Origin of the sequence: Azospirillum formosense, from assembly GCF_013340925.1 — a bacterium.
In the GTDB taxonomy this organism is placed as follows: Bacteria; Pseudomonadota; Alphaproteobacteria; order Azospirillales; family Azospirillaceae; genus Azospirillum; species Azospirillum formosense.
The window spans coordinates 1-21,058 of record NZ_WHOR01000084.1 but is presented as its reverse complement, the minus strand read 5'-3'; the positions used below and the strand labels follow the sequence as shown (position 1 = coordinate 21,058).

The following is a 21,058-nucleotide window of genomic DNA, read 5'->3' as shown; positions in this document are numbered from 1 at the left end:
ATCCTGGAGGACGGCGCGCCCATCGCCAGCCACCCGGCGCTGGACGGCCGCGGCCAGCGGCGCATCGCCACCGGGCACCGCACCCAACCCCCGCCGGCCAACAGCCAGACACCCCGGAACGCCGCCGGTCCCGCGCCCCAGCCACAGGGCGACACCGTCACGCCCCGCTCGCTGGCCATCTACGACGCCATCGGCCGCCGCCTCGCCAGCCAGCCGGAGCGCGCCCAATGAGTGCCGTGCTGGACAGCGGCCCGGCCACCCTCGACCGCATCCGCCACTATTTGGTCGGGCTGAAGAAGATGCCGCGCGCCCTGGAGGCGCTGGAGCACATCCTGCGCCGCCTGGAGCGCGGCGAGATCTCCGCCCTGGAGGCCATCGACGCCCTGCTCGGCGAGGAGCTGACCTTGCGTGAGGGACGCCGCGTCAAGGCGGCGCTGAAGATCGGCCGGCTGACCACCATCAAGACGCTGGCTGGCTTCGACTTCTCCTTCCAGCCCTCGCTCGACCGCGACCGCATCATGACCCTGGCGCAGCTCGACTTCGTCGACCGTCACGAGGTGGTCCACTTCCTCGGCCAGCCCGGTTGCGGCAAGACGCACCTGGCGATCGCGCTGGGGGTCGAAGCGGTCAAGGCCGGGCGCTCGGTCTACTTCGCCACCCTGGCCGACATTGTCGGCTCACTGGCCAAGGCCGAGCGGGAAGGAACCCTGCGCGAACGCCTGCGCTTCCTGTGCCGGCCGCAGCTGCTGATCGTCGACGAGATCGGCTACCTGCCGGTCATCGCCGGCGGCGGCAACCTGTTCTTCCAGCTCGTGAAACAGCGGCCATCATACTACGCCCGTCCGTGGCGCTCAGGTTCAATGGATTCGGGTGACCGCGCCGCATCATCCTTGGCTGGGGCGGGTTGTTCGAGTGTTGCGGCGGCTGCGAAGCGACGGAAGCACAGATCTGCTCGTTGAAGGGGAGGATGGTCAACGGCGAGTCATCCCGCTGGCCTGGACTGAAGCTGCTCGTCTTGAGGAGCCTGTCATGCCGGCCCTGCGTTTCACGCCCGGAAGCTTGCGCGCTCTGGTCCGGCTGGTCGACGCCTGCCGCACATCCCCGCCCGCGGAGGCTCGCTATGCCAACCCCGATCCCGATGCTGTGGAGCATTCTGCCGCCGGAGGCCCAGAGGCCGATGGTGGCGTTGTGGAGCGATCTGCTGCGGCGCCGGCTGACGGGCCGGATGGCCCGCAAGGAGACGCTCCATGACCCTGTCGCCCAAAATCGAGGCCCGTCATCAGCGGCTGCAAGCGATCATCTACATCCGCCAGTCCACACCCAGGCAGGTGCAGAGCAACCAGGAGAGCACCCGCCGCCAGTACGCCTTGGCCGAGCGCGCCCGCCAGATGGGGTGGCCAGCCTCCCAGATCCGGGTCATTGACGAGGATCTCGGCCTGTCCGGGACGAGCAGTCGCCAGCGGACCGGCTTCCAGAAGCTGGTCGCCGCCATCGGCTTGGGCGAGGTCGGCATCATCCTCGTCACCGAGGTATCGCGCCTGTCCCGCTGCAACAGCGACTGGCACCGCGTCATCGAACTGTGCGGTGTTTTCCGCACCCTCATCGCTGACGAAGACGGTGTCTACGACGCGCGAGACGCCAACGACCTGCTTCTGTTGGGCGTCAAGGGCACGCTGTTCGCCGCCGAACTGCACATTCTGCGTGGCCGGATGCGCGGCAACCTGCTGAACAAGGCGCGCCGCGGTGAACTCGCTTTGCGCCTGCCGGTCGGGTTCCGGCGCCGCCCCGACGGAGTGGTGGTGCAGGACCCCGACGACGCCGTGCGTCTGGCCATCGCCACGGTGTTCGAGCGCTTCGCCGTGCTGCGCAACGCCAGGGCCGTTCAGCGGCATTTTCTGGAGAACCGGCTGGCCTTGCCACGGTGCGCGCAGAGCGGGCCCACCGCCGGCAGCATCACCTGGGTGCGGCCGACCTACCAGATGATCCAGCAGGTCCTCACCAACCCGGCCTACGCTGGCGTCTTCGTCTATGGCCGGCGGCGGTGCGAACCGGTGCCCGGGAATCCGCCGACAACGGTCAACCGGCGGGTCGCCCTGGCGGAGTGGGACATCGTGGTGCCCGATGTCTACCCGGCCTACCTGAGCTACGACGCTTATCTGGCCAACCGCCGGGCGCTCCAGGGCAACCTCTACAACTTCGCCCGGAAAGGCAGCGGGGCTCCGCGCGAGGGAGTCGCCCTCTTGGCTGGGCTGATCGTGTGTGGCCGTTGCGGTCGCCGCATGGCCGTGAGCTACGGCTCGGCGTACCACAGCTATCATTGCCGCCGCGCCCAGGCCGACTACGGCGAGCCGCAGTGCCAGTCCTGCCCGGTGGGCGCGCTGGATGCCCTGGTGACCACCGCCTTTTTGGACGCCGTGGCCCCGGCCGGCCTCGAGGCCACCCTGGCCGCTTTGGAAACCTTGGAGCACGAAAGGGAGGCCATCGACCGGCACTGGCACTTGCGTCTGGAACGCGCCCGCTACGAAGTCGCTTTGGCGCAACGCCAGTACGACGCCGTCGATCCGGACAACCGCTTGGTGGCCCGGGAACTGGAGCGGCGTTGGAACGCAGCGCTCAGCGCGCTGGAGACGTTGGACAGCGAATACGCGCTGATGCGGCGCACCAGCCTGCTGCCGCTGGACGCCGCCGAACGCGACGAGGTGCGTCGGATCGCCGCCGACCTGCCCGGCCTGTGGCGGGCGGAGACGACCACGGCGGTCGACCGCAAAAGGCTGCTGCGCCTGGCCATCGCCGCGGTTACCGTGACGGCCGACCGCACGGCTCGCCGCGTCGATGCGGTCATCTTGTGGACCGGCGGCGCCACCTCCACCCATACGGCGGCCTTGCCGCCGGTCGGGCTCCACGCGACAACGGACGCTGCGGTGATCGCCCGCATTCGGGAGCTGTCCAGGGATCGGCCCGACCACGCCGTCGCCAAGACCCTCAATACGGCGGGCTTGTGCACGCAAACCGGAAAGGAGTGGACCTACGAGCGCGTCCAATCCATGCGCAAGCGTCACCGCATCGCCACCGGTTGCCCGATCCGAACCGGATCGTCGGACCCTCGGGCGGATGGGCGGATCTCCGCCAAAACAGCTGCGCACCGGTTGGGCGTTTCGCCGCCGCTGGTCCATCTGTGGACCCAGCATGGGATCATCCCGTGCGACCAGCGCTGCTCCCGCTCCAAACTTTGGGTTCGGCTGACGGATGCGGACATCGCGCGGCTCGACGGGTCCGCCGACGTGAGCGGCTTGCCGACGATCACCGACGTGGTTGAGGCGACGGGACTGGAGCGCGAGGCCGTGTGGGCACGGGTCCGGAACGGCGATTACATCGCTTTCCGAACGTCGCGCGGTCGCGGCCAGTGGGAGTGGCGCCTGGAGGAGCGCCCGGCCGCCGACGAGGCCGTTCCTCCTTGCCCCGTTGCTGGAAACCGAAAGGGAGGAGAGCAGTATGGATAACGATGTGACGCCCGCTACGAGCGCGGCGCCATGATCCTGACCTCCAACCGCGGCTTTTCCGAATGGGGCGACGTCTTCGGCGGCACCGTCGTCGCCTCGGCGCTGCTCGATCGCCTGCTTCACCACGCCGTCGTCGTCCAGATCGAGGGCGCCAGCTACCGCCTGCGCCGCCACGCCGAGCTGATCCCGGAAAACACCCGAATCCGCCCGATCACCACCCCGTCACCGGCGCCGCGCCGCCGGGGACGACCACCGAAAGCGAGGCCCGCCGACCCCGAAACCAATCCATGAGCACACGAACCGTCTGGGGATTTTTCGCCCGCCCGAACTGAGGAATTTTCATCCGGCCTTTACAACCTTCGCCGTCGTCTGACCGATCACCAGCCACCAATCCGGTGAGCAATCACAGATCAGCCTATCTGGTTGGCGTGCAGGGGCTTTTCGGCCCCTGCGTCTTTTTTGTTTTTTTGTACAAAATATTTTATTATTTTTTTAAAAAGGCCAAACAACACATTCCATTGCTGAACTGAGGAGCCTCGTAGACTTCAATATCCTGCACACCAACGGATTTGAAGAATTTCATGCCTATTCTTCGAACATGGCCGTATGTAAGTGGCTCATTTTCCTCAAATGGACAAGCAATAATTACATATTTACGCGATATTCTTTTCAAATGAGTAACAAATATTTCAGCCTCTTCAAGGTGCTCGATGGTGTGACTGCATGTGACGATGTCAAAGCTGTTTTCCTCTAAGTCGAAAATGTTCCCAGTGATCGACTTGATATCTGGAAATTCAGCATCGGCAATGTGCTCAAAGGCAGGATCTAAGTCGATACCGACCACTGGGTCAAAATGTAAGCGAGTAAAGGCATTAGGGTGATGGAGCAAGCGAAGGAAGGCCAACCCAACTCCAGTACGAGGCCCGACATCTAAAAGGCTTAGTGTGTGAGCGCCCTCAATGCGCCTCGATATGAAATGCGAAATATCGGCATAAAAAGAAAGTGATTGGCTGTCGCATCGGCGACGCAACAAAATTTGCTCATCTTCTAGAGTAATGCGGTCAAAGACATTTGCGATTCTTGGTAGCATGGAAGCCTCAGAGAAAGGGCCTTTCGTGGTCTGGACATTCTATCATCCCGAGATCGCCGCGTCACGAAAGGAACAACACCGCCTCGGCAGTGTGCTCCTGTAAAGTATGAATGAAAGCTGAATTTTCCATATCCTTATAAGCTGCTATAGTGGATAGCCCATCCAATGCAAAGAGGGAAATTGGCACTGACTGGTTGAAACCAATGCCCTTTGCGCTTGCTCGGTCGGCCTTGTGCGGCTCCCGCCTGCGCCGAGCCGTAAAGCCCATTCAGGCACAGCATGGAGCGGGTTCTTATTCCTACAGCTGAGGTTGCTCGGTCATGAGCTGGCGGCCCCAGTGATACGCCCGGGCGACGGCCTGATGCGTTCGCCGCCACACCGACCAACCGAGGATCAGGGCGAGCCTAGGTGGACACTGCCTCTGGAGGGCGGTGATGAGGTGGCGGATCTCCGGCCTGCTGTAGGCAATCGGCTCAAATGGCGCGCGGCTGCCGCACCCCTTTCCGCATTGAGCCGCCGACGCATGGCGGCGAGAAAGGCGAGCGCCAGCATCGAGAGGGTGATGTGCCGGTACCAGCCGTGCCAGCTAAGGACCTCGTAATCGGCCAACCCGCAATCCTGCTTGGCGATCTCGAAGCATTCCTTGATCGCCCACCGCCGCCCGGCCATCCGCACCAAGTCCGGCAAGGTGGTTTCCATCGGTCCGCAGGTGACGTAGTAGGCCTTGTCGGCGTGGTCCTTGCGGTTGCGGCGGATCAGCAGCCAGTTGTCAGTGCCGGTTGAATACTGGCTCTTCCGCAAACTCGATATAGCTGGGTGCGATTGGTGGGCTGGATGAGCACATAGAAGTGAGGTTGAGGAGAATCAATGGCTTCGGCGCCTCAGACCGGGGCTTTGATAGGCCCTCTAAGGTTGCGGACCCGATAAAGAAAATGTAAATCCTTTTCAAAGAAACTCGTTACGGGATTTTATGAACTGGAAACGTTGATGGTTGTGGGGCATTGATGGTGGATTTGTACACGGCAGTTACCGGCGGTTCTCGTTGTTTGATAATCGGCTCCTGTGTGTCTCGGCAGTTGCTGACCCGAATGTTCCAAAGAGATATTGAGAAAAAATTCCTTTGGCGTATGTGTACCGTTAGCCTCATGGCACCGCCCCCGCCCGAACAGTACAATTTTTCAGATATCGGGCTGAGCGAAAACGAAATTATGACAGTGGTCAATGATTTCAACAAGCCGTTTGACATTGAAGAACTGATCAGTTGGTCTGACTTCGTCATTATAGATTTCATGAGAGACGTGTATGACGGCTTAGAGTTGTCCAATGGCGGATTTGCCACTGCTGGTTTGGAATGGGAAACCTACAATCTGATGAAAGAGCGTGTGCCGGTCGCACGACGAGTTTCCTTCTATTCGGTCGAAATGGTGGAGCGGTGGCTGGAAGCGGCACTACGGCTAACAAAACAACTGAACGCGCAACACAAACCCTGTCTGATAATCGAGAACCAGCTGGCCCACTTCGGCTTTGATGGCGACCAGATACGTATCATACATCCGAACAACCAATGGGACCTGAAACTTAAGGGTTACTTGATGCGGCAGTACGCGCACATCATGGCAGACCTTTTGGACAACGCGGTTCTGCTGAGTGCGCCCAGCTATGCGGTGTACTCCACCAACAAGAACGAGTACGGGCTCGGCGAAGGGCACATGAGCGACGTGTACTTCAACGGGCTGGCAGATGCTTTTTACCTAAAGACAAGCCTCTCCGACGAACGGAACGACCGCGAGAATTGTGCCGTGCGAGACCGCCGGCGCAATTACTTTATTAAGAAGCTTCTCGATCATGTGCGGTTTGGCATGCCGATCTGATAAGAGCGCGGAACAAAACCCCGTTTCCCATGGCCTCACGCCATTGATTTTGCTCGGCCCGGCAGAGGCTTTGATCCGCACTCAAAGCCGATACGTGATTGCTCACCGGATTGGTGGCTGGTGATCGGTCAGACGATGGCGAAGGTTCCGCCAACCAGATCGCGGATGGCCGTCCAGGCGAATTGCCCCTGCCGGCGCGCGGTTCCGGTCACGGAGCGATAGCCGGCGTGGATGCCCGGTCCCAGTCGGAGCGAAAGCCGTTGGTCACTTTGCGAAAGACGAAGGAGGGACGGATTTCCTGCTCGCTGCCGTTGTTGGTGGGCGGCACGCGGCGGTCGGCAAAAAAGACAAAGAACTTGCCGTACCACGTCTTGATCTGACGCTGCAACTCGCGCTTGGCCGGATGAGCGGCGGGGGCACCGAGCAGCGCATCGAGGCCGCGTTCGACCTTGGCGGCGTAAGCGGCGAGCGTGCCGTCCTTCAGGCTTGATCGTCGTTTGCCAACGCGGATGGCCCAGCGCAGGTGATCGCGGATCTTCGGCGCGACCACGCTGTCGCCGCAGTCGATGGCGTACTGCACATCGCGCAACATGTGGGCGAGGCAGACTTGGTGGAGCCGCCCCAACTCCTGCTGGCCGGCGTAGCGGTCAGAGATCCTCACCTCGGGCTGATGATCCCCTAGCACCGCGGCGGCCACCACCCGGCCCCGGCTGGTAGCGATGGTGTGCAGCACGGCCCTGTCGGAGTGGAAGACCCACTGCCAGTGCGTCACGCCGTTGAGCCGCGTCGTGGTCTCGTCCGAGGCGGTAATGGGGGCGCTCAACAGCTTGGCTTTGATCGCCGCGCGGGTGCTGTCGAATGCGGCCCCCATGCAGCTGAAGGCGTTGGCGATGGCCCCCTCGGAGATGCCCAGCCCGAACAGCTCCTTCAACAGCCGCGTCAGCCGCTCGAAGCCGACATGATGGCTGTGATGCAGGCAGGCCAGCAGCGCCCGGATGCCGGGCCCGAACAGCGTCCCCGGCGGCATGGCGGCGGGTGCTTCGGCCCGATAGCGCCGTCCGCACTACCCGCAGCGGCCGCCGAACAGTTCAATCCGCGTCACCACTGGGCGGACCGCGGGCAGACCGATATGGTCGTAGCGATGCCGGCACCGACAACGCGGCTTGGCAATGCGGGCAGGCTTCGGCCAGGCGGCGCTCGGTGCGATCGGGATCAGGCGCGAGCGGCCGAGAAACACTGGGGTAGGACGGCCGCGGTTTGCGCCGCCGCTTCGCCTTGCGGGGCGGGCGCTCGGGACCTTCCTGTGAGGGCGGAAGGTGCGAATTCGCCGAAGTCTTCCTCGGCTTGCCGACCAACGCCTCCAGTTCGGCAATCCGCGCCGCCATGCGCTCGATCAGCGCCGCCTGCTCGATCAGCAGGGCGTCCTTCTCGGCCTCATTCAGGCGATAGCGCAGCGGAACCCTCATCCCGCTGTTGACTCATGTCCGGCACCTGTAAAGGCCAAAAGGAGTTTGGTTCTCCCGCACTTTGCATGAAGGCAAAGCTCACGCTGCATGAAGGGTGCAGCTGCGAAGGAGTTCTAAACCGGCTCGTCCGTACATGGTGCGCTTGATGGTTTTCAGTCGGTTGATCCGCCCCTCGACCGGGCCGGTTGATCAGGGCGTCTCCAGCGCCGCCCGTACGGTATCAGTGCCGGTTGAATACTGGTCCATCCGCATTCCCGACACTGCTGGCGAAATGCCTTGGGGATTTGCGATGGTGCAGCACTGGTCGGGTTGGAGAGGGTTTAACCTCTCCGAAAGGACGCCAGCCATGTCCCTTCGTCCCAATCCCGCCACTACCGTGCCCAAGGAAACGGCCAAGGTTGCCCGGGCGGCGTTTCCCCGCGACTGCGTGCTAATGGATGTGCGCGATGGCCTCGGGCCCGTCTTCGACGACGCCCGTTTTGCCCGGCTGTTCTCCACGCGCGGCCGTCCGGCCGAAGCCCCGTGGCGGCTGGCGCTGATTACCCTGCTCCAGTTCGCCGAGAACCTGTCGGATCGCGACGCTGCCGATGCGGTGCGAGCCCGCCTGGATTGGAAGTACCTGCTGGCCCTGCCGCTTGATGACCCGTGCTTCGACAGCACTGTCCTCTGTGAGTTTCGGGCCAGGCTCGTGGACGGGCATGCGGAGCACGAGTTGCTGGACGCGGTGCTCGCCGTGGCCATCGCCCGCCGCCTGGTTCGCCCACGGGGCCGCCAACGCACCGACTCCACCCACGTTCTGGCCGCCGTCAAGATGCGCAGCCGTATCGACGCCGCCACCGAAGCGTTCCGGCAGGCATTGAACGTGCTCGCCGTCGCCGCGCCGGCATGGCTGCTCGGCCAGATGCGGCCGCACTGGGCCGATCGCTACAGCGGGCATAGCGATTGGGGGCACGCCGCCAAAGCGCGGGCCGGCCGCGACGGGCATGTTCAGGAGTTGGGCGAGGATGGCCATCACCTGTTGGCGGCGATTTGGGCGGACGAGGCTCCGGACTGGCTGCGCCGGCTGCCCGCGGTGGAAATCCTACGCCGCATCTGGGTCCAGCAGTTCCACTTGTGCGACGACAGCGTCCGCTGGCGCGGTCCCGGTGAAGGCTATGCGCCGTCGTCACGCTTCATCAGCTCGCCGTACGATCCGGATGCCTGCTACGGGCGCAAGCGAACCACGACCTGGGTCGGCTACAAGGCTCACCTGACCGAGGCTTGCGACGAAGGACGGCCGCGGATCATCACCCATGTGCAGACCGAAACCGCGCCCACCGCCGATGGTGAGGTGACGACACCGGCCCACCGGGCTCTGGCCGCCAAAGGGCTGCTGCCCGCCCAGCACCTGGTGGACACCGGCTACCTCGACGCCGCTCTTCTGATCGAGGCCACACGGGACTTCGGCGTTGACCTGGTCGGGCCGACCCGCTCCGACCTGCAATGGCAGGCGCGCCGGGGAACGGGCTTTGCCGCAGCCGCCTTCCAGGTCGATTGGGACGCCCAGCATGTGACGTGTCCCAGAGGGGCCAAAAGATCGGGTTGGACAGCGAGCACCGAGTTCGGCTGGGAAACGGTGAAAGTGAAGTTCTCCCAGGCTGACTGCAAGCCGTGTCCGAACCGCACGGACTGTGCCGGTCCGACGGCGTCGCGCCGGATGATGACGTTGCGCGATCGACGGGAGTTCGAAGCGCTTCAGGCCGCGTGCAAGCGCGAACAGACCCCGGAGTTTCGGGCCGTGCACGCGCTGCGGGCCGGAGTGGAGGCGACTCTGTCCCAAGGGGTGCGCTGCTTCGGCCTGCGCCGGGCTCGGTACGTCGGCCTTGCGAAGACCCGTCTCCAGCACGTCGCCATCGCCGCCATGAACCTGGTCAGGATCGGCGACTGGCTGGCCGGCGTCCCGATCGCGCCAACCCGGCGATCGCACTTCGGCCAACTCGTCGGGCTTGCAGGCGCCACCTGATTTCGCCAGCGGTGTCGGGAATACGGATGGACCAATTTTCATCCGGCCTTTACAATGCGCGGGGCTGTGGTGGCGAGCCACAGGAGGGTGTCGGCAGAGACCGGCCGGCATGCCGAAGCGCTGGACAAGCCGCCCCCCAGCTTCGCCGCCCAGGGCGAGGGCAATGTGGCGCTGAATATCGACGAGGCGCTCGGAGCGCCGGGCGGAGGGCTGCACAATCCCCGGCAGGCGCTCGGCGAAGGTGTGCTTCGGGCAACGGGCTTCTTGGCACAGGAACCGGCGTGCTTGGAGGCGAAGAATTACCGGCCAGCCTTGCCATGGCAGATCGGCCAAATGGCGCTCATAATGGCTGTGCACCCGCGACGAAGGCGCGTGGCAGCGTGGGCACGGAACTGATGGGCGTCGGGGGCGGACGAAGATGGTGATGCGGTCCGGCTCCGGCAGAACATGCTCGACGCAGAGACCGTTGGGGATCATGGGGAGAAGGCGCTTGGTCACGGTGAACTGAATCTGGTGCGATGTTCACTTCATGTGCTCATCTCTGGCGTCCAGTGCCACCGGCATTACGCAAAGTGCGGAAGAACCAGTATCCAATCGGCACTGACAAAAATAAACGGATTGTTATGTTTTCCATATATAGTTCAGTGGCCATAAGTCCTTGCCGTGGTAACCTCCCATGAAGGAGGTTGCTGATGATCAGACTGTTGAGGCATCACACCATAAGAAGGTTTTGCAAAGAGGGAATGCAATGAAAATTTCAGTTTTTGGCAACTGTCAATCCCAAATTATGCAATCTATAATTAGATTTTCCTCAGATCTGTTTGAAGTTCCAAATATAAAGCTAAATTACATGGTAACGAAAGGAGATGAGTACGAGATAATTTCTCAGTTCGAGTCTTCAGATGTTATTTTTGCCCAAAGAGTATCCGATGATTTCGGAGTTGAATGGGCGAGATCGTCCGTACTAAAGTCGATGTTCAGAAACAAGCTTCTTGTTTGGCCAAATATATATTTTGATGGATACTATCCAGACGCTCGGTATGTTTATTTGAATGGGTGGGGCAAGTTACCTGGCCCGCTCGACGACTACCATTTCGATAACATTATCACAGCGCATGGCAAAGGCATGACGGTTCAGGAAGCTACCGAAATGCTGCGGTCGGGCAGAGCCCTAACCCAGAAAATGGACTATTTCCACTCTTCTCTGTTATCACTGCAGAGCCGTGAGGCTGACGTCGATATTCCAATCTCCGACTTCATCGAGGCAAACCTGAAAACGCGGCTGTGCTTTTACACGCCCAACCATCCCATAACCTTTGTCATGGTCGAGATGTGCCGGCGCTTGCTAGCTAAGGCCGGCATTCCATTTGACCTAGAACGAGCCAACACATACGGAGGCAAGCTGGACCGCATTCAAATTCCGTTCCACCCCTTCATTCGGCAGAAATACAGCTTCGACTTTCCTTTGGACGATATCTACAATGGGCTCTCGATCAACGCTATTGAGCCCTTCAAGGTGCAGCTCGGGGGCGCGGCACGTTACAGCCTAGAGGAGTTGGTCGTAGCCTTCTACCGCTTGTACGACCACGCCTTCGCCCCGCAGAAGGCTATCCCGTGACGTCCCCTCTAAGAGTGCGGATCAAAACCTCTGCCGGGCCGAGCAAACTCAATGGCTTGAGGCCATGGATAACTGGGTTCTGATCCGCGCTCTAAGCCCTATGTTCGCAGCCTGAAAGGAGTGGCGGCCCGCTTTACGACATGCCCCAATCTTGGGTTGCGCCGGACTGGTTGGCGCCAAGCCTCAGATATGGAAGGCGGGCAGATGAATTCTACCATTCTCATAGGTCTAGACGTGCATAAGCGTCCCGATCAACCCCATCAAGGACACATTCCGTCCATATCGGTTGCAATGGAATAAAATATTCCTAAAATCGTAGGCGCGAGTTCAGGACGGCCCAAGCAGATGATGTTCAACAATTTTTCTAAAAATGGCTGGTCTGATGAGGCGCCGGTTCCGACGCTGACGGCGGAACAGAATTTTATCTGGTTGCTGCGGGAAGACATTCGAGGCAAGGCGCTAGTGAACGCTCCGTCCGGGCGCCGGCGGTTTCTCGCCTGGTGGGCACTAAACCAGCGCAAAGAATACCCCAAGGCTTCGGACCTGACGGATGCGCAAATCACCTATCTCACCACCCCTATGGCAAACGCGGGAGTCGGAAGCACCCCGCCTTTGACCCACCTCATGATCGGTGTGTGGGAGTTGCTGGACCACATCCGCAGCCGCTTCGACCTCCACAGCGAGGAAGGGCGGACAGACCTGTTCGACTGGTACTGCCTGACAGCAGTGTCCGAACTAGGCCTGGACCGCTATCTCTCGGCAGACCAGCGGCGTTATTTGGCGGATCCGGTAGCCTTGGTCGGCGACACGGGCCTGCCAGTCACCCGCGCGATGCTGTCCCTTTGGCGCTTCCGGAAGGACGTCCGCGGTGCGTTCGACTTGGGTCGGCCCGACGGGCTGCGCGCCTTCCTGTCCTGGGTCCTCGTCTATGGCTTCAAGGAATGCCCAATCCTCACGCTCTATTGCGATGAGGAGTTCAAGCGGGCGCTCAAAACGGCGGGGCGCGGCCTTGCCCATGGGCTCGAACCGCTGGACAGCTTGGCCACCGCGCTCTGGCACGCACGCGAAGAATTGCAGCTCCATTTCCCGCTAAATAGCCTAGATGGCCGCCACGCTTACTTGGCCTGGCATCGGAACGAGGGCCAGCGGGCCTATGGACAGGACGTGCTGTTCGAGCTAGCGCAAACGCCTCCCCCGCAGGCACGCACAGCAGCGGCACCGCGGCGGGCGTTGACGCCGGGCGTTAACCTAATCGGCTTCGCCCGCGGCGAGTTGGGCATCGGCGAGGATGTCCGCATGGCCGCCAAGGCCTGCGCGGCGGTCGGCATTCCCTTCACCGTCTACGACACCCCGCCCGGCCCGACCCACCGGCAGGCGGACCGGCGGTTAGACGCGTACATCACCACCGAGGCGCCACACGCCGTCAACGTCTTCTGCCTGACCGGCTTCGACACCGCGCGCACCTACGTCGAACATCCCAACCTGTTCGAGAGCCGCTACAACATCGGCTATTGGCCGTGGGAGTTGCCGGACTGGCCGGCCTCCTGGGCGAGCGCCTACGACATCGTCGACGAGATCTGGGTGTCCACCCGCTATACCCAGGAAGCTTTCGCCCTCACCGCCCCGGTGCCGGTCCTCCTGATGCCGATGGCGGTGGCCGGAACGCCGGCGCGGGCCTACCGGCGCGCCGATTTCGGGTTGCCCGAAGGGCGCTTCCTGTTCCTGTTCACCTTCGACTGGAATTCCTACGTCGCGCGCAAAAATCCCGGGGCCTGCATAGATGCCTTCCAGGCGGCCTTCCCGCCCGGCGGGGCGGCCGGCGTCGGGCTCGTGCTGAAGGTCATGGGCGGGCGCGACGACGATCCTCGCTGGCGCGCCCTGCTGGCGCGGGTCGCGGCGGATCCGCGCATCCTTGTCCTGCACGGCACGCTCGACCGTAACGCGGTGCTTGGGTTGGCGACGCTGTGCGACGCGGTCATCTCTCTGCACCGGTCGGAAGGTTTCGGGCGCACGCTGGCCGAGGCGATGCTGCTCGGCAAGCCGACCATCGCCACAGATCATTCGGGCAACACCGACTTTTGCACGCCGGAGACCTGCGCGCTGGTGCCGGGGCGCCTCGTCCCCGTCCAGCCCGGCGAGTATCCCTGGGGCGAGGGCATGATGTGGGCCGAGCCAGACGTCGGCCAAGCCGCCCTAGCAATGCGGCGCCTAGTGTCCGACCACGCCCATCGGGAGTTGATCGCGCGCGCCGGCCAGCGGCTGGTCGCCACGCGTCACGACCCGTGCGCGGTGGGGCTGCGCTACAAGCGGCGGATCGAGGCTCTGCTTAGTCGGCTGGCCCGCCAATCAGGTGACAGTCGCGCCAGCTGACGCGGGCGCGCCGAACATGCGCAGCAGGGCCGACAGCGCCGCCTCCGGCGTGATTGGGGCGACGATGAAGCCGTTCGGCCAATGGCGCAGCCGCTCCGCCGGCGCGCCGATGTCGAAGACGCCGACCGGCAGCCCTAGCCCGACCACCTCGTCCAGAATGTAGCAATAGGTTTCCGGCCAGATTGACGGAAGGAAGACGGCGCGGCACCCATGTTCCGCAAGACGGCTGCGGAGTTCCTCCGGTTTATAGGGGCCGTTGTCCCGGAAATGAGGCGATCGGATCGGGCGGTCGATGTTGCCGAACAGTTCGAACACTAGGGGCAATTCCTGTGCCTCCGCCAGCCGCACCATCGCCTCCAGCATCCGCGAACCCTTGGCCACGTTGATGCCCCCGACGACCGCGATGCCTGCGGCCGGGCCGGATGGCGGTGGCGGCAATGGCGTGACTGTCAGATGATCGACCAGATGCGGCATGATACGCACCCGCTCGTCCGGCAATGTGAAGGCCCGCCGCAACGTGCCAAGCGCGCTCCTTGAAAAGACGACGTGCCGGTCGGCGAGATCAAAAAAGTCCTGCCAAGCCCGGCGGTAGGCCGCCATGTCGAAGGTTCCATCCAGATCCATTCCGAAGGCTCCACTCCAGCCGGCATCGGTACCCGGCCAATGGGCGTGAGCGTTGACGGGAATGCAGGATCGGCAGCGTTCGGGATCCGGCACGCCGCAGAAGCGATCTTCGGAATCGATCAGGTTCAGCGACGGGCAGATCGGAAAGTAGTCGTGATGCAGGAGGCGCAACGGGACTCCCCGCTCCAGGCGAAGCGACCGGGCGAACGCTATCACCGCCTCGGGATTCCAATAGCCGACCAGTGAATTGACCACCACCTCCGCCAGAGGCAGCGCCTTGGCCAAGGCCGCGACGTCGGTCAGGTCGTTCGCTGGAAACCGGACCGTAGCCTCACGATGCAGAAGCTCGACATCGAGCGCACCGTCCGGCATGCCAAGGACCGGCTGCGCCGCCGGCCGCACCAGCAGGACCGTCCGGCCAGCCGCCTGCAAGCGCGCCACTTCCTTGGTGCGGAATAGCGCAGCACCACCCTTGCCCGAGTGGTCGAACAGCAGCACCGTCCGCAGCCGGTCGGAACGCCCCAGGATGCGCACGACCGCGGCGGCCCGGAGAGGGCGTAACGGGTCGGCGCGGATGAAGTCCTGTACTTCCGCGTCAAACTCTGGATAACGCTGCCGGATGATCTCCCCGGACGCGGCGATCTGGCTTTGCTTCTCCTGACTGGTGAAGCTGCCGCCGTGCTTGTGATGGACGTAGAGGTTGGGGACCGCCACGTTGACGTAGCCGTGGCGCATGGCGCGGCGGCACCAGTCCACTTCCTCGCCATAGCCACGCCCGAATGCGGCCAGGTCGAAACCGCCGATGTCGCGCAATGCCTTTCGGTTCAAGGCCATGCAGAAGCCGACACCGGTCGGCACCTCCACCGGCGCGACGTCCTTCAAGGTCGCGAAAACCGCGTCGATGTCCTGAACCGCTGCGCCGAGAAAGGGCGTGTTGTCCTCCGGCATGGCCGGAAATCCGCAGATGGTGCCGGCGTTGGTGAACGGAGTGGTGCTGGCGATCCGGGGCGTCCGCTCGATCGGACTGACCAGCCGCTCTAGCCAGCCGGGCGGCACCTCGACGTCGGTGTTCAGCAGAACGACGTGACCGTCGGGGTTCAGTCGGGTTGCAACCTCCAGGCCGGTGACGACGGCCTTCAGATAGCCTTCGTTGGCTGACTTGGACACGAGCGTCACATGGTCCAGCGATGTGGTGAGCGCGATCAGAAAGGCCGTTATGCTGCGATCGGGATTGCCGTCGTCGATGAAGACGATGTGATGCTGGGACTCGACCGTCTCGATCAGCGCGCGCACCAATGGGGTCAGGAACGGCTTGCCGCCATAGACCGGCACAATGATGGTCACGGGGGCGATGCGCGACGTCTCCCGCTTCGGCGAGACCGGTTCGAACAGGTCGAGTGCCTGCCGCGCCCGCGCCAGGGACGATGGCAGGGCCGCGGCGTAGCGCAAACCACGCTCGGTCAGGAACCGGTACTCCACCGCCCCCGGACCGCGCCCGCAGGCGAGTTGCCAACTACGCAACGACAGGCCTTCGCGCAGTATCAACGGCACGAGGAACTCGTCGCCTCCGGCGGTCAGCCGCAGGACGACGGCCGACGTACTGAGCGGCAGGGCCGCGACCACCACGAACCCCGAACGGTCGGCCAGAGGGTTTCCAATGGCGAGCCCGACGTCGTGGCGGTCGATCCCCCTTTGGACATGGACGGCGGGCGGACGCTGTCCCCCGTCGATCACCACGTCGAAACCGCAAAGGCCGTGCCGGTTGTGGAAAGCCCAGCCATCGATCCGCAGTTCGGTGCCGACCTCCACCCGCTCGATGAAGTAACCGAACGCCCCGTTCGTGCTCATCGCCTCACGCCCCGATAGCCACGTTGGGATCTGTTCGCCTGTGATCGGGCCATCAATCGGCAAAGATGCTGTCCCGGTCGTCCGGGGAAAGGATCAGATCGGTGTCCCATGGCATGATGCCTCGAACCGGACCGCTCTGCGCGCAGCGGATTTCTGTGTAGTCAAGGCCACGCAGGGTTGCGATGAACCAGAAGAACGTATCGGGCATGCCGGCTGGTGTCAGGTTGATGACGCGCGCGCCGGGCGGGGCGAAGGCGATGTTGGTCATGGCCGCTCCCATAACGCCGACGATCCGCGAGGCTCCCTTGAACAGGGCGATCTGCTCGGGCAGCGGAAGCCCGTCCGGCTCGATCAGCCTGTAGCCGCGCGCTTGGGCGTGGGCGATCAGCGCGTCCTCGTCGACGATGCGGCGGATCCCCGTCGCCCGGCGTGTGACGAACAGCCGGTCCGCTCTGGCAGGCGCGACACCGCGCGCCACGGCGTCGATGCCGTCAAGGACCAGAGGCGACATGAAGCCGCCATGCTCGCTCAATCCATCCACCAGCAGCAGGTCGGCGAAGCGCCAGGGTGTGTCGTCGGCGACGCGGGTGCGGGCGAGATCGACGCCCAGCATGGACAGCGAGAAGGCCATGGTGTCGTTGAGATGGCCCGGCGCGTGCGCGACGAGAAAGCGCACGTCTAGTTCCGGCAGCCATGTGCGGACGAGATGCGCCTTGGGCAGCATCTCCATCATCCAGTGGCCGTAGTTGCCGATGCCGCGCTTCTTGCACAGCAGGATGGGGCCGGCGGTATCCGTTTCTGCCTCTCCTCCCCGCTCGATAGCCGCCAGAACGGCCGCATGGGCTTGGTCGATCTCTGCTTCGGAATGCTGGGTGATGGTCTCGCGGTAGAGATTGCCCTCGCGGTCGAAGACCAACCCCTCCTTGGCGACCCAAACGTCGCTGAGGCGCGCAACGCGCACCGGCCGCTCCGGAAAGCGCGGCGTGTTCCAGGCCCACTCCATCGCCTGCAGAACAGGCTGGGGGATCAAAGCCTTGTTGACGAGGTTGGGATATTTCGCGTCGAAGCCGGGCGACATCAGGGTAAGGATGACGGAGTCATCAGGCAGGCTGATCGGTCTCGGGCACATCCAGGCGAAATTCCATCAGAGTCCATCAGAAGTCCTGAACCGCTTCCCCCTTCTGGGAAACCCCGCGCCGTGGCAGCGGCGAAGGGCTTCCGGACCAAGCGGTGTGATCAGGAGCGACCGTAATGGTCGTCGAAACGGACGATGTCGTCTTCGCCCAGGTAGGAGCCGGACTGCACCTCGATCAGGTTCAGCGGCACCTTTCCAGGATTCTCCAGCCGGTGCGGGGTGCCCAGCGGGATGTAGACGGACTCGTTCTCACGCAGCAGGGTCTGCTGGTCGCCGTGGGTGACGAGCGCGGTTCCGTTCACCACCACCCAGTGCTCGGCACGGTGATAGTGCTTCTGAAGCGACAGGCGGGCGCCCGGCGCCACCGTCAGGCGCTTCACCTGGAAGCGGTCGCCGGCGTGCAGCGACTGGTAGAAGCCCCAGGGACGATGCACCCGGCGGTGCAGCAGCGGCTCGCTGCGGCCCTGCTTCTTCAGATGCTCCACCAGCGGCTTGATGTCCTGCGCACGATCCTTCGCGGCGACCAGGACGGCGTCCTCGGTGGCGACCACCACAACGTCTTCCATGCCGAGCAGGGCGACGAGGGCGCCGTCCTCGCTGCGGGCGTAGCAGTTGCGGCTGTCCCAGGCGATGGAGTCGCCGTGGCAGACGTTGCCGGCTTCATCCTTGTCGCCGATGTCCCACAGAGCCGACCACGCGCCGACGTCGGTCCAGCCGATGCTGCAGGGCACCACGGCGGCGGCCTCCGTGCGCTCCATCACCGCGTAGTCGATGGAGATGTTGGGGGAGGAGGCGAAGGCATCCTCGTCCAGGCGGAAGAAGTCGAGGTCGGACCGTCCCCGGGCGAGCGCGGCCCGTGCCGCCTCCAGGACCGCCGGCGCCCAGCGCTCCAGCTCGGCCAGATACTGGCGCACCGGGAGCAGGAACATGCCGCTGTTCCAGTAGAAGCTCTTCTCCGCCAGATAGCGCTCGGCCTGCTCGCGCGGCGGCTTCTCCACGAAGGCGGCGACCCGGAAGGCGCCGTCATGCCCCTTCACCGCGTCGCCGCGGCGGATGTAGCCGTAGCCGGTCTCCGGCGCGGTCGGGACGATGCCGAAGGTCGTCAGCAGACCGGAAGCAGCGGCGGCGGACGCCGTGGCGACGGCCTGGAGGAAGGCGGGCCGGTCCTTGATCGCGTGGTCCGCCGGCAGGAGCAGGATCTGACCGTCGGGGTCCTGCTCCGCCACCACCAGGGCGGCAACGGCGGCGGCGGCGGCAGTGTTGCGTCCGACCGGCTCCAGGATGATCCGCGCCTTCCGGTTTCCGGCCTGACGCATCTGCTCGGCGATGACGAACCGGTGCTCGTGATTGCAGACGATCAGGGGATCGGCGAACAGCGCCGTATCGGACACCCGTCCCGCCGTGTCCTGCAGCATCGAATGCTCTGAACAGAGCGGCAGGAACTGCTTCGGATACTGTTCCCGCGACATCGGCCAAAGCCGGACTCCGGCGCCGCCGGACAAGATGACGGGATGAATGCGCATGCTCTGAGGGGAGTTCGTCATGACGGCCGGAACTGCATCATCGGAAAGGAAATCAACTCCCTGTGTAGAGGTTTTGGGACAGACATGCTACAGCGAAATCCGATGCTTCGGAGCCTCCTTCCACACGGCTCCGTAGTGAGTCTCTAGCGCTCCACCTCTCATTGATCGATGGCAGGTCCTCGGACTGTTTTCATACCTCTCCCGACCGCGACGGCGGGGCTTCGGAAAGAAAGCGACATTTACAGGAATGCCTGAACAACGATCTTTTGAGCACAGCGGGCAACGTCCGCAATCATCCGCGGCGGGGCATGAGGGGCCGGCGCCGCTTTTCACCATCATCACGCCCTGCCTGAACCGCGCCGCCCTGGTGGCGGAAGCCGTGGACAGCGTGCTGGCCCAGGGCGAGGTCGCGGTCGAACACATCGTGGTGGATGGCGGCTCCACCGACGGCACGCTGGAGGTTCTGGCGCGCTACCCGCACCTGCGCGTGCTCACCGGCTCCGACCGCGGCGTCTATGACGCCATCAACCGCGGCTTGGCCATCGCGCGCGGGGCGGTCATCGGGCATCTCAACAGCGACGACCTTCTTCTTCCGGGAGCGTTGGCCGCCGTCGCGCGCGTTCTGGAGGCGGCACCGGACGCCGACGCGGCCTGCGGCGGCGTCACGGTCGTCGAAACCGCTGCCGGCAGCGGAGCCGGTGACAGGCGGGTGCGGGAAATCTGCGGCTACGACGATCCCCAGATGAAGACGCTGCGCCCGGTCGATCTGTGCCGCGGCGTGCCGATGATCAACGCACGCTTCTTCCGGCGCGGCCTGTACGAACGGGTCGGCCTCTACGACCCCTCCTACCGCTACGCCGGAGACCGCGACTTCCTGATCCGTGCCTGGACCGCCGGCATGAAGACCGTCCCGGTGGCGGAGCGGGTCTATGTCTACCGCCAGCACGCCGGCTCGATGACCATCATCGGCGGCATGCGGCATATGGTCCCTTGGCTCGACGAACATCTGCGGCTCGCGCGCCGGGTGATGGACGATCCCTCCAGCACGCCGGCCCTGCGCCGCGAGGCGCGGGACTGGTACGCCTTCGAGTTGGGCCGGGCCGCCACCCGCGCCCTGACCGCGGGGCGCGTGGGACAGGCCGCCCGCCTGGCTCTCGGCGGCACCGCCACGGACCCCGCCTGGCCCGCGCGCTTCGCCCTGCAGGCAGCCGGCTATTGCCTTCGCCGCCTTGAACGGGCAAAGGAACGCTCAGCTTCCAGTCCGCCCTGACACCCTTCCGTCCTTCCAGCCGAGCCCTTTTCCATGTCCTTATCCCAGTCTCCGCCCGTCCCCGGCTTCGCCGCGTTCGTCGAGCATCTCGCGGAGACCGAACCGGTTTCCCGGATCCTGGCGGTCGGCGAAGGGCCGGGCCGGGACGCCCTGCTTCGCGGACTGGCGCGCAACCCGCGGCGCCCGTCCCTGGCGAGCGTCCGGACCGGGACGCCGGAAGGGAGCGAGGTGGCCGTCCCGCTTCCGGACGCGCATGAGGTGGGCGAGCTCTGGCTGCGTTTCCGCAGCGACCCGGACCTGCCGCCCCTGGCCGGCCTGCTGTCGCAGCTTGAACAGGACAGGGCGCGGCACCCCTCCGCCCCGCCCGTGACCGCCCCTCCGAAGGCCGGCACGCGGCGTCCCGATGAGGGCTTCGGGCTGCTGCTGATCGAGGAGGCCGGCTTCGCCGGGTTGCGCGCGCTGGAGTGGGCCGATGACTCCGCCACGGTGGTGGTCCGCGACTCCGCCACGGGCAGCGGCTGGCTGATGCGCCGCCGCCTGCGGGACGAGATGGGCTGGGAGACGGTCGCGGAGGAAGCGGACTGGGCGGCCTTCCGCCTGCGCCGTTCCGTGGAGCATCCCCTGCCGATCCACTTCTTCACCATCGTGCTGAACGGCGAGCCCTTCATCCGCTACCACGAGCGGGTGTTCGCGGAACTGCCCTTCGACTGGCACTGGCACGTCGTGGAAGGCGTGGCCGCG

11 protein-coding genes and 6 pseudogenes are annotated in these 21,058 nt (G+C 64.2%); 10 read left to right on the top strand and 7 right to left on the bottom strand.

The window, feature by feature from the left end; translation table 11 throughout:
* From GBZ26_RS13205 to GBZ26_RS13185, 4 genes and pseudogenes are all read left to right on the top strand, one after another.
* Positions 1-231: pseudogene (locus GBZ26_RS13205) on the top strand (IS21 family transposase); the annotation flags it as partial.
* Positions 228-824, top strand: a pseudogene (locus GBZ26_RS13200) (ATP-binding protein); the annotation flags it as partial. The pseudogenes GBZ26_RS13205 and GBZ26_RS13200, both read left to right, overlap by 4 nt.
* 423 nt (positions 825-1,247) lie before the next feature.
* Complete coding sequence (locus GBZ26_RS13190) at positions 1,248-3,500, top strand: recombinase family protein (protein ID WP_174439231.1); 2,253 nt, start codon at positions 1,248-1,250, stop codon at positions 3,498-3,500.
* A gap of 6 nt (positions 3,501-3,506) precedes the next feature.
* Positions 3,507-3,791: pseudogene (locus tag GBZ26_RS13185) on the top strand (ATP-binding protein); the annotation flags it as partial.
* Between the two features lie 193 nt (positions 3,792-3,984).
* Here the strand turns inward: GBZ26_RS13185 and GBZ26_RS13180 are convergent.
* Positions 3,985-4,590 carry a class I SAM-dependent methyltransferase gene (locus GBZ26_RS13180; RefSeq protein ID WP_174439230.1) on the bottom strand — a complete coding sequence of 202 codons (606 nt, stop codon included), beginning with the start codon at positions 4,588-4,590 and terminating at the stop codon, positions 3,985-3,987.
* 393 nt (positions 4,591-4,983) lie between these two features.
* Complete coding sequence (locus tag GBZ26_RS13175) at positions 4,984-5,391, bottom strand: hypothetical protein (protein ID WP_174439229.1); 408 nt, start codon at positions 5,389-5,391, stop codon at positions 4,984-4,986.
* 203 nt (positions 5,392-5,594) lie between these two features.
* Here GBZ26_RS13175 and GBZ26_RS13170 point away from each other — a divergent pair, with 203 nt between their 5' ends.
* Positions 5,595-6,461, top strand: a complete 867-nt coding sequence (locus GBZ26_RS13170) for a DUF6270 domain-containing protein (RefSeq protein ID WP_174439228.1) — start codon at positions 5,595-5,597, stop codon at positions 6,459-6,461.
* Between the two features lie 128 nt (positions 6,462-6,589).
* Here the strand turns inward: GBZ26_RS13170 and tnpC are convergent.
* A pseudogene (tnpC, locus tag GBZ26_RS13165) lies at positions 6,590-7,927 on the bottom strand (IS66 family transposase).
* Positions 7,928-8,273: 346 nt separating this feature from the next.
* On the opposite strand from tnpC, the gene GBZ26_RS13155 reads away from it, so the two are divergent.
* Positions 8,274-9,929, top strand: coding sequence for an IS1182 family transposase (locus GBZ26_RS13155; protein WP_174439227.1), 1,656 nt, complete (start codon positions 8,274-8,276; stop codon positions 9,927-9,929).
* A gap of 264 nt (positions 9,930-10,193) precedes the next feature.
* Here GBZ26_RS13155 and GBZ26_RS31010 read toward each other — a convergent pair.
* Positions 10,194-10,406: pseudogene (locus GBZ26_RS31010) on the bottom strand (transposase family protein); the annotation flags it as partial.
* A 199-nt stretch (positions 10,407-10,605) separates the two neighbouring features.
* Here GBZ26_RS31010 and GBZ26_RS13145 point away from each other — a divergent pair.
* On the top strand, positions 10,606-11,547 hold the full coding sequence (locus GBZ26_RS13145; RefSeq protein WP_174439226.1) for a WcbI family polysaccharide biosynthesis putative acetyltransferase: 942 nt from the start codon (positions 10,606-10,608) through the stop codon (positions 11,545-11,547).
* Positions 11,548-11,892: 345 nt separating this feature from the next.
* Positions 11,893-13,917 (top strand): glycosyltransferase family 4 protein, encoded by a 2,025-nt coding sequence (locus GBZ26_RS13140; RefSeq protein WP_174439225.1) that lies wholly within the window; start codon positions 11,893-11,895, stop codon positions 13,915-13,917.
* On the opposite strand, the gene GBZ26_RS13135 is transcribed toward GBZ26_RS13140, so the two are convergent.
* From GBZ26_RS13135 to GBZ26_RS13125, 3 genes are all read right to left on the bottom strand, one after another.
* Positions 13,894-16,389 carry a glycosyltransferase family 2 protein gene (locus GBZ26_RS13135; protein WP_174439224.1) on the bottom strand — a complete coding sequence of 832 codons (2,496 nt, stop codon included), beginning with the start codon at positions 16,387-16,389 and terminating at the stop codon, positions 13,894-13,896. The genes GBZ26_RS13140 and GBZ26_RS13135 overlap by 24 nt on opposite strands.
* Before the next feature lie 52 nt (positions 16,390-16,441).
* Positions 16,442-17,467 (bottom strand): glycosyltransferase family 61 protein, encoded by a 1,026-nt coding sequence (locus tag GBZ26_RS13130; protein WP_247884804.1) that lies wholly within the window; start codon positions 17,465-17,467, stop codon positions 16,442-16,444.
* Between the two features lie 158 nt (positions 17,468-17,625).
* Positions 17,626-19,047 carry a mannose-1-phosphate guanylyltransferase/mannose-6-phosphate isomerase gene (locus tag GBZ26_RS13125; protein WP_174439222.1) on the bottom strand — a complete coding sequence of 474 codons (1,422 nt, stop codon included), beginning with the start codon at positions 19,045-19,047 and terminating at the stop codon, positions 17,626-17,628.
* Between the two features lie 247 nt (positions 19,048-19,294).
* Here GBZ26_RS13125 and GBZ26_RS13120 point away from each other — a divergent pair, with 247 nt between their 5' ends.
* Positions 19,295-20,317 carry a glycosyltransferase family 2 protein gene (locus GBZ26_RS13120; RefSeq protein ID WP_174439221.1) on the top strand — a complete coding sequence of 341 codons (1,023 nt, stop codon included), beginning with the start codon at positions 19,295-19,297 and terminating at the stop codon, positions 20,315-20,317.
* Positions 20,318-20,350: 33 nt separating this feature from the next.
* Positions 20,351-21,058, top strand: a pseudogene (locus tag GBZ26_RS13115) (hypothetical protein); the annotation flags it as partial.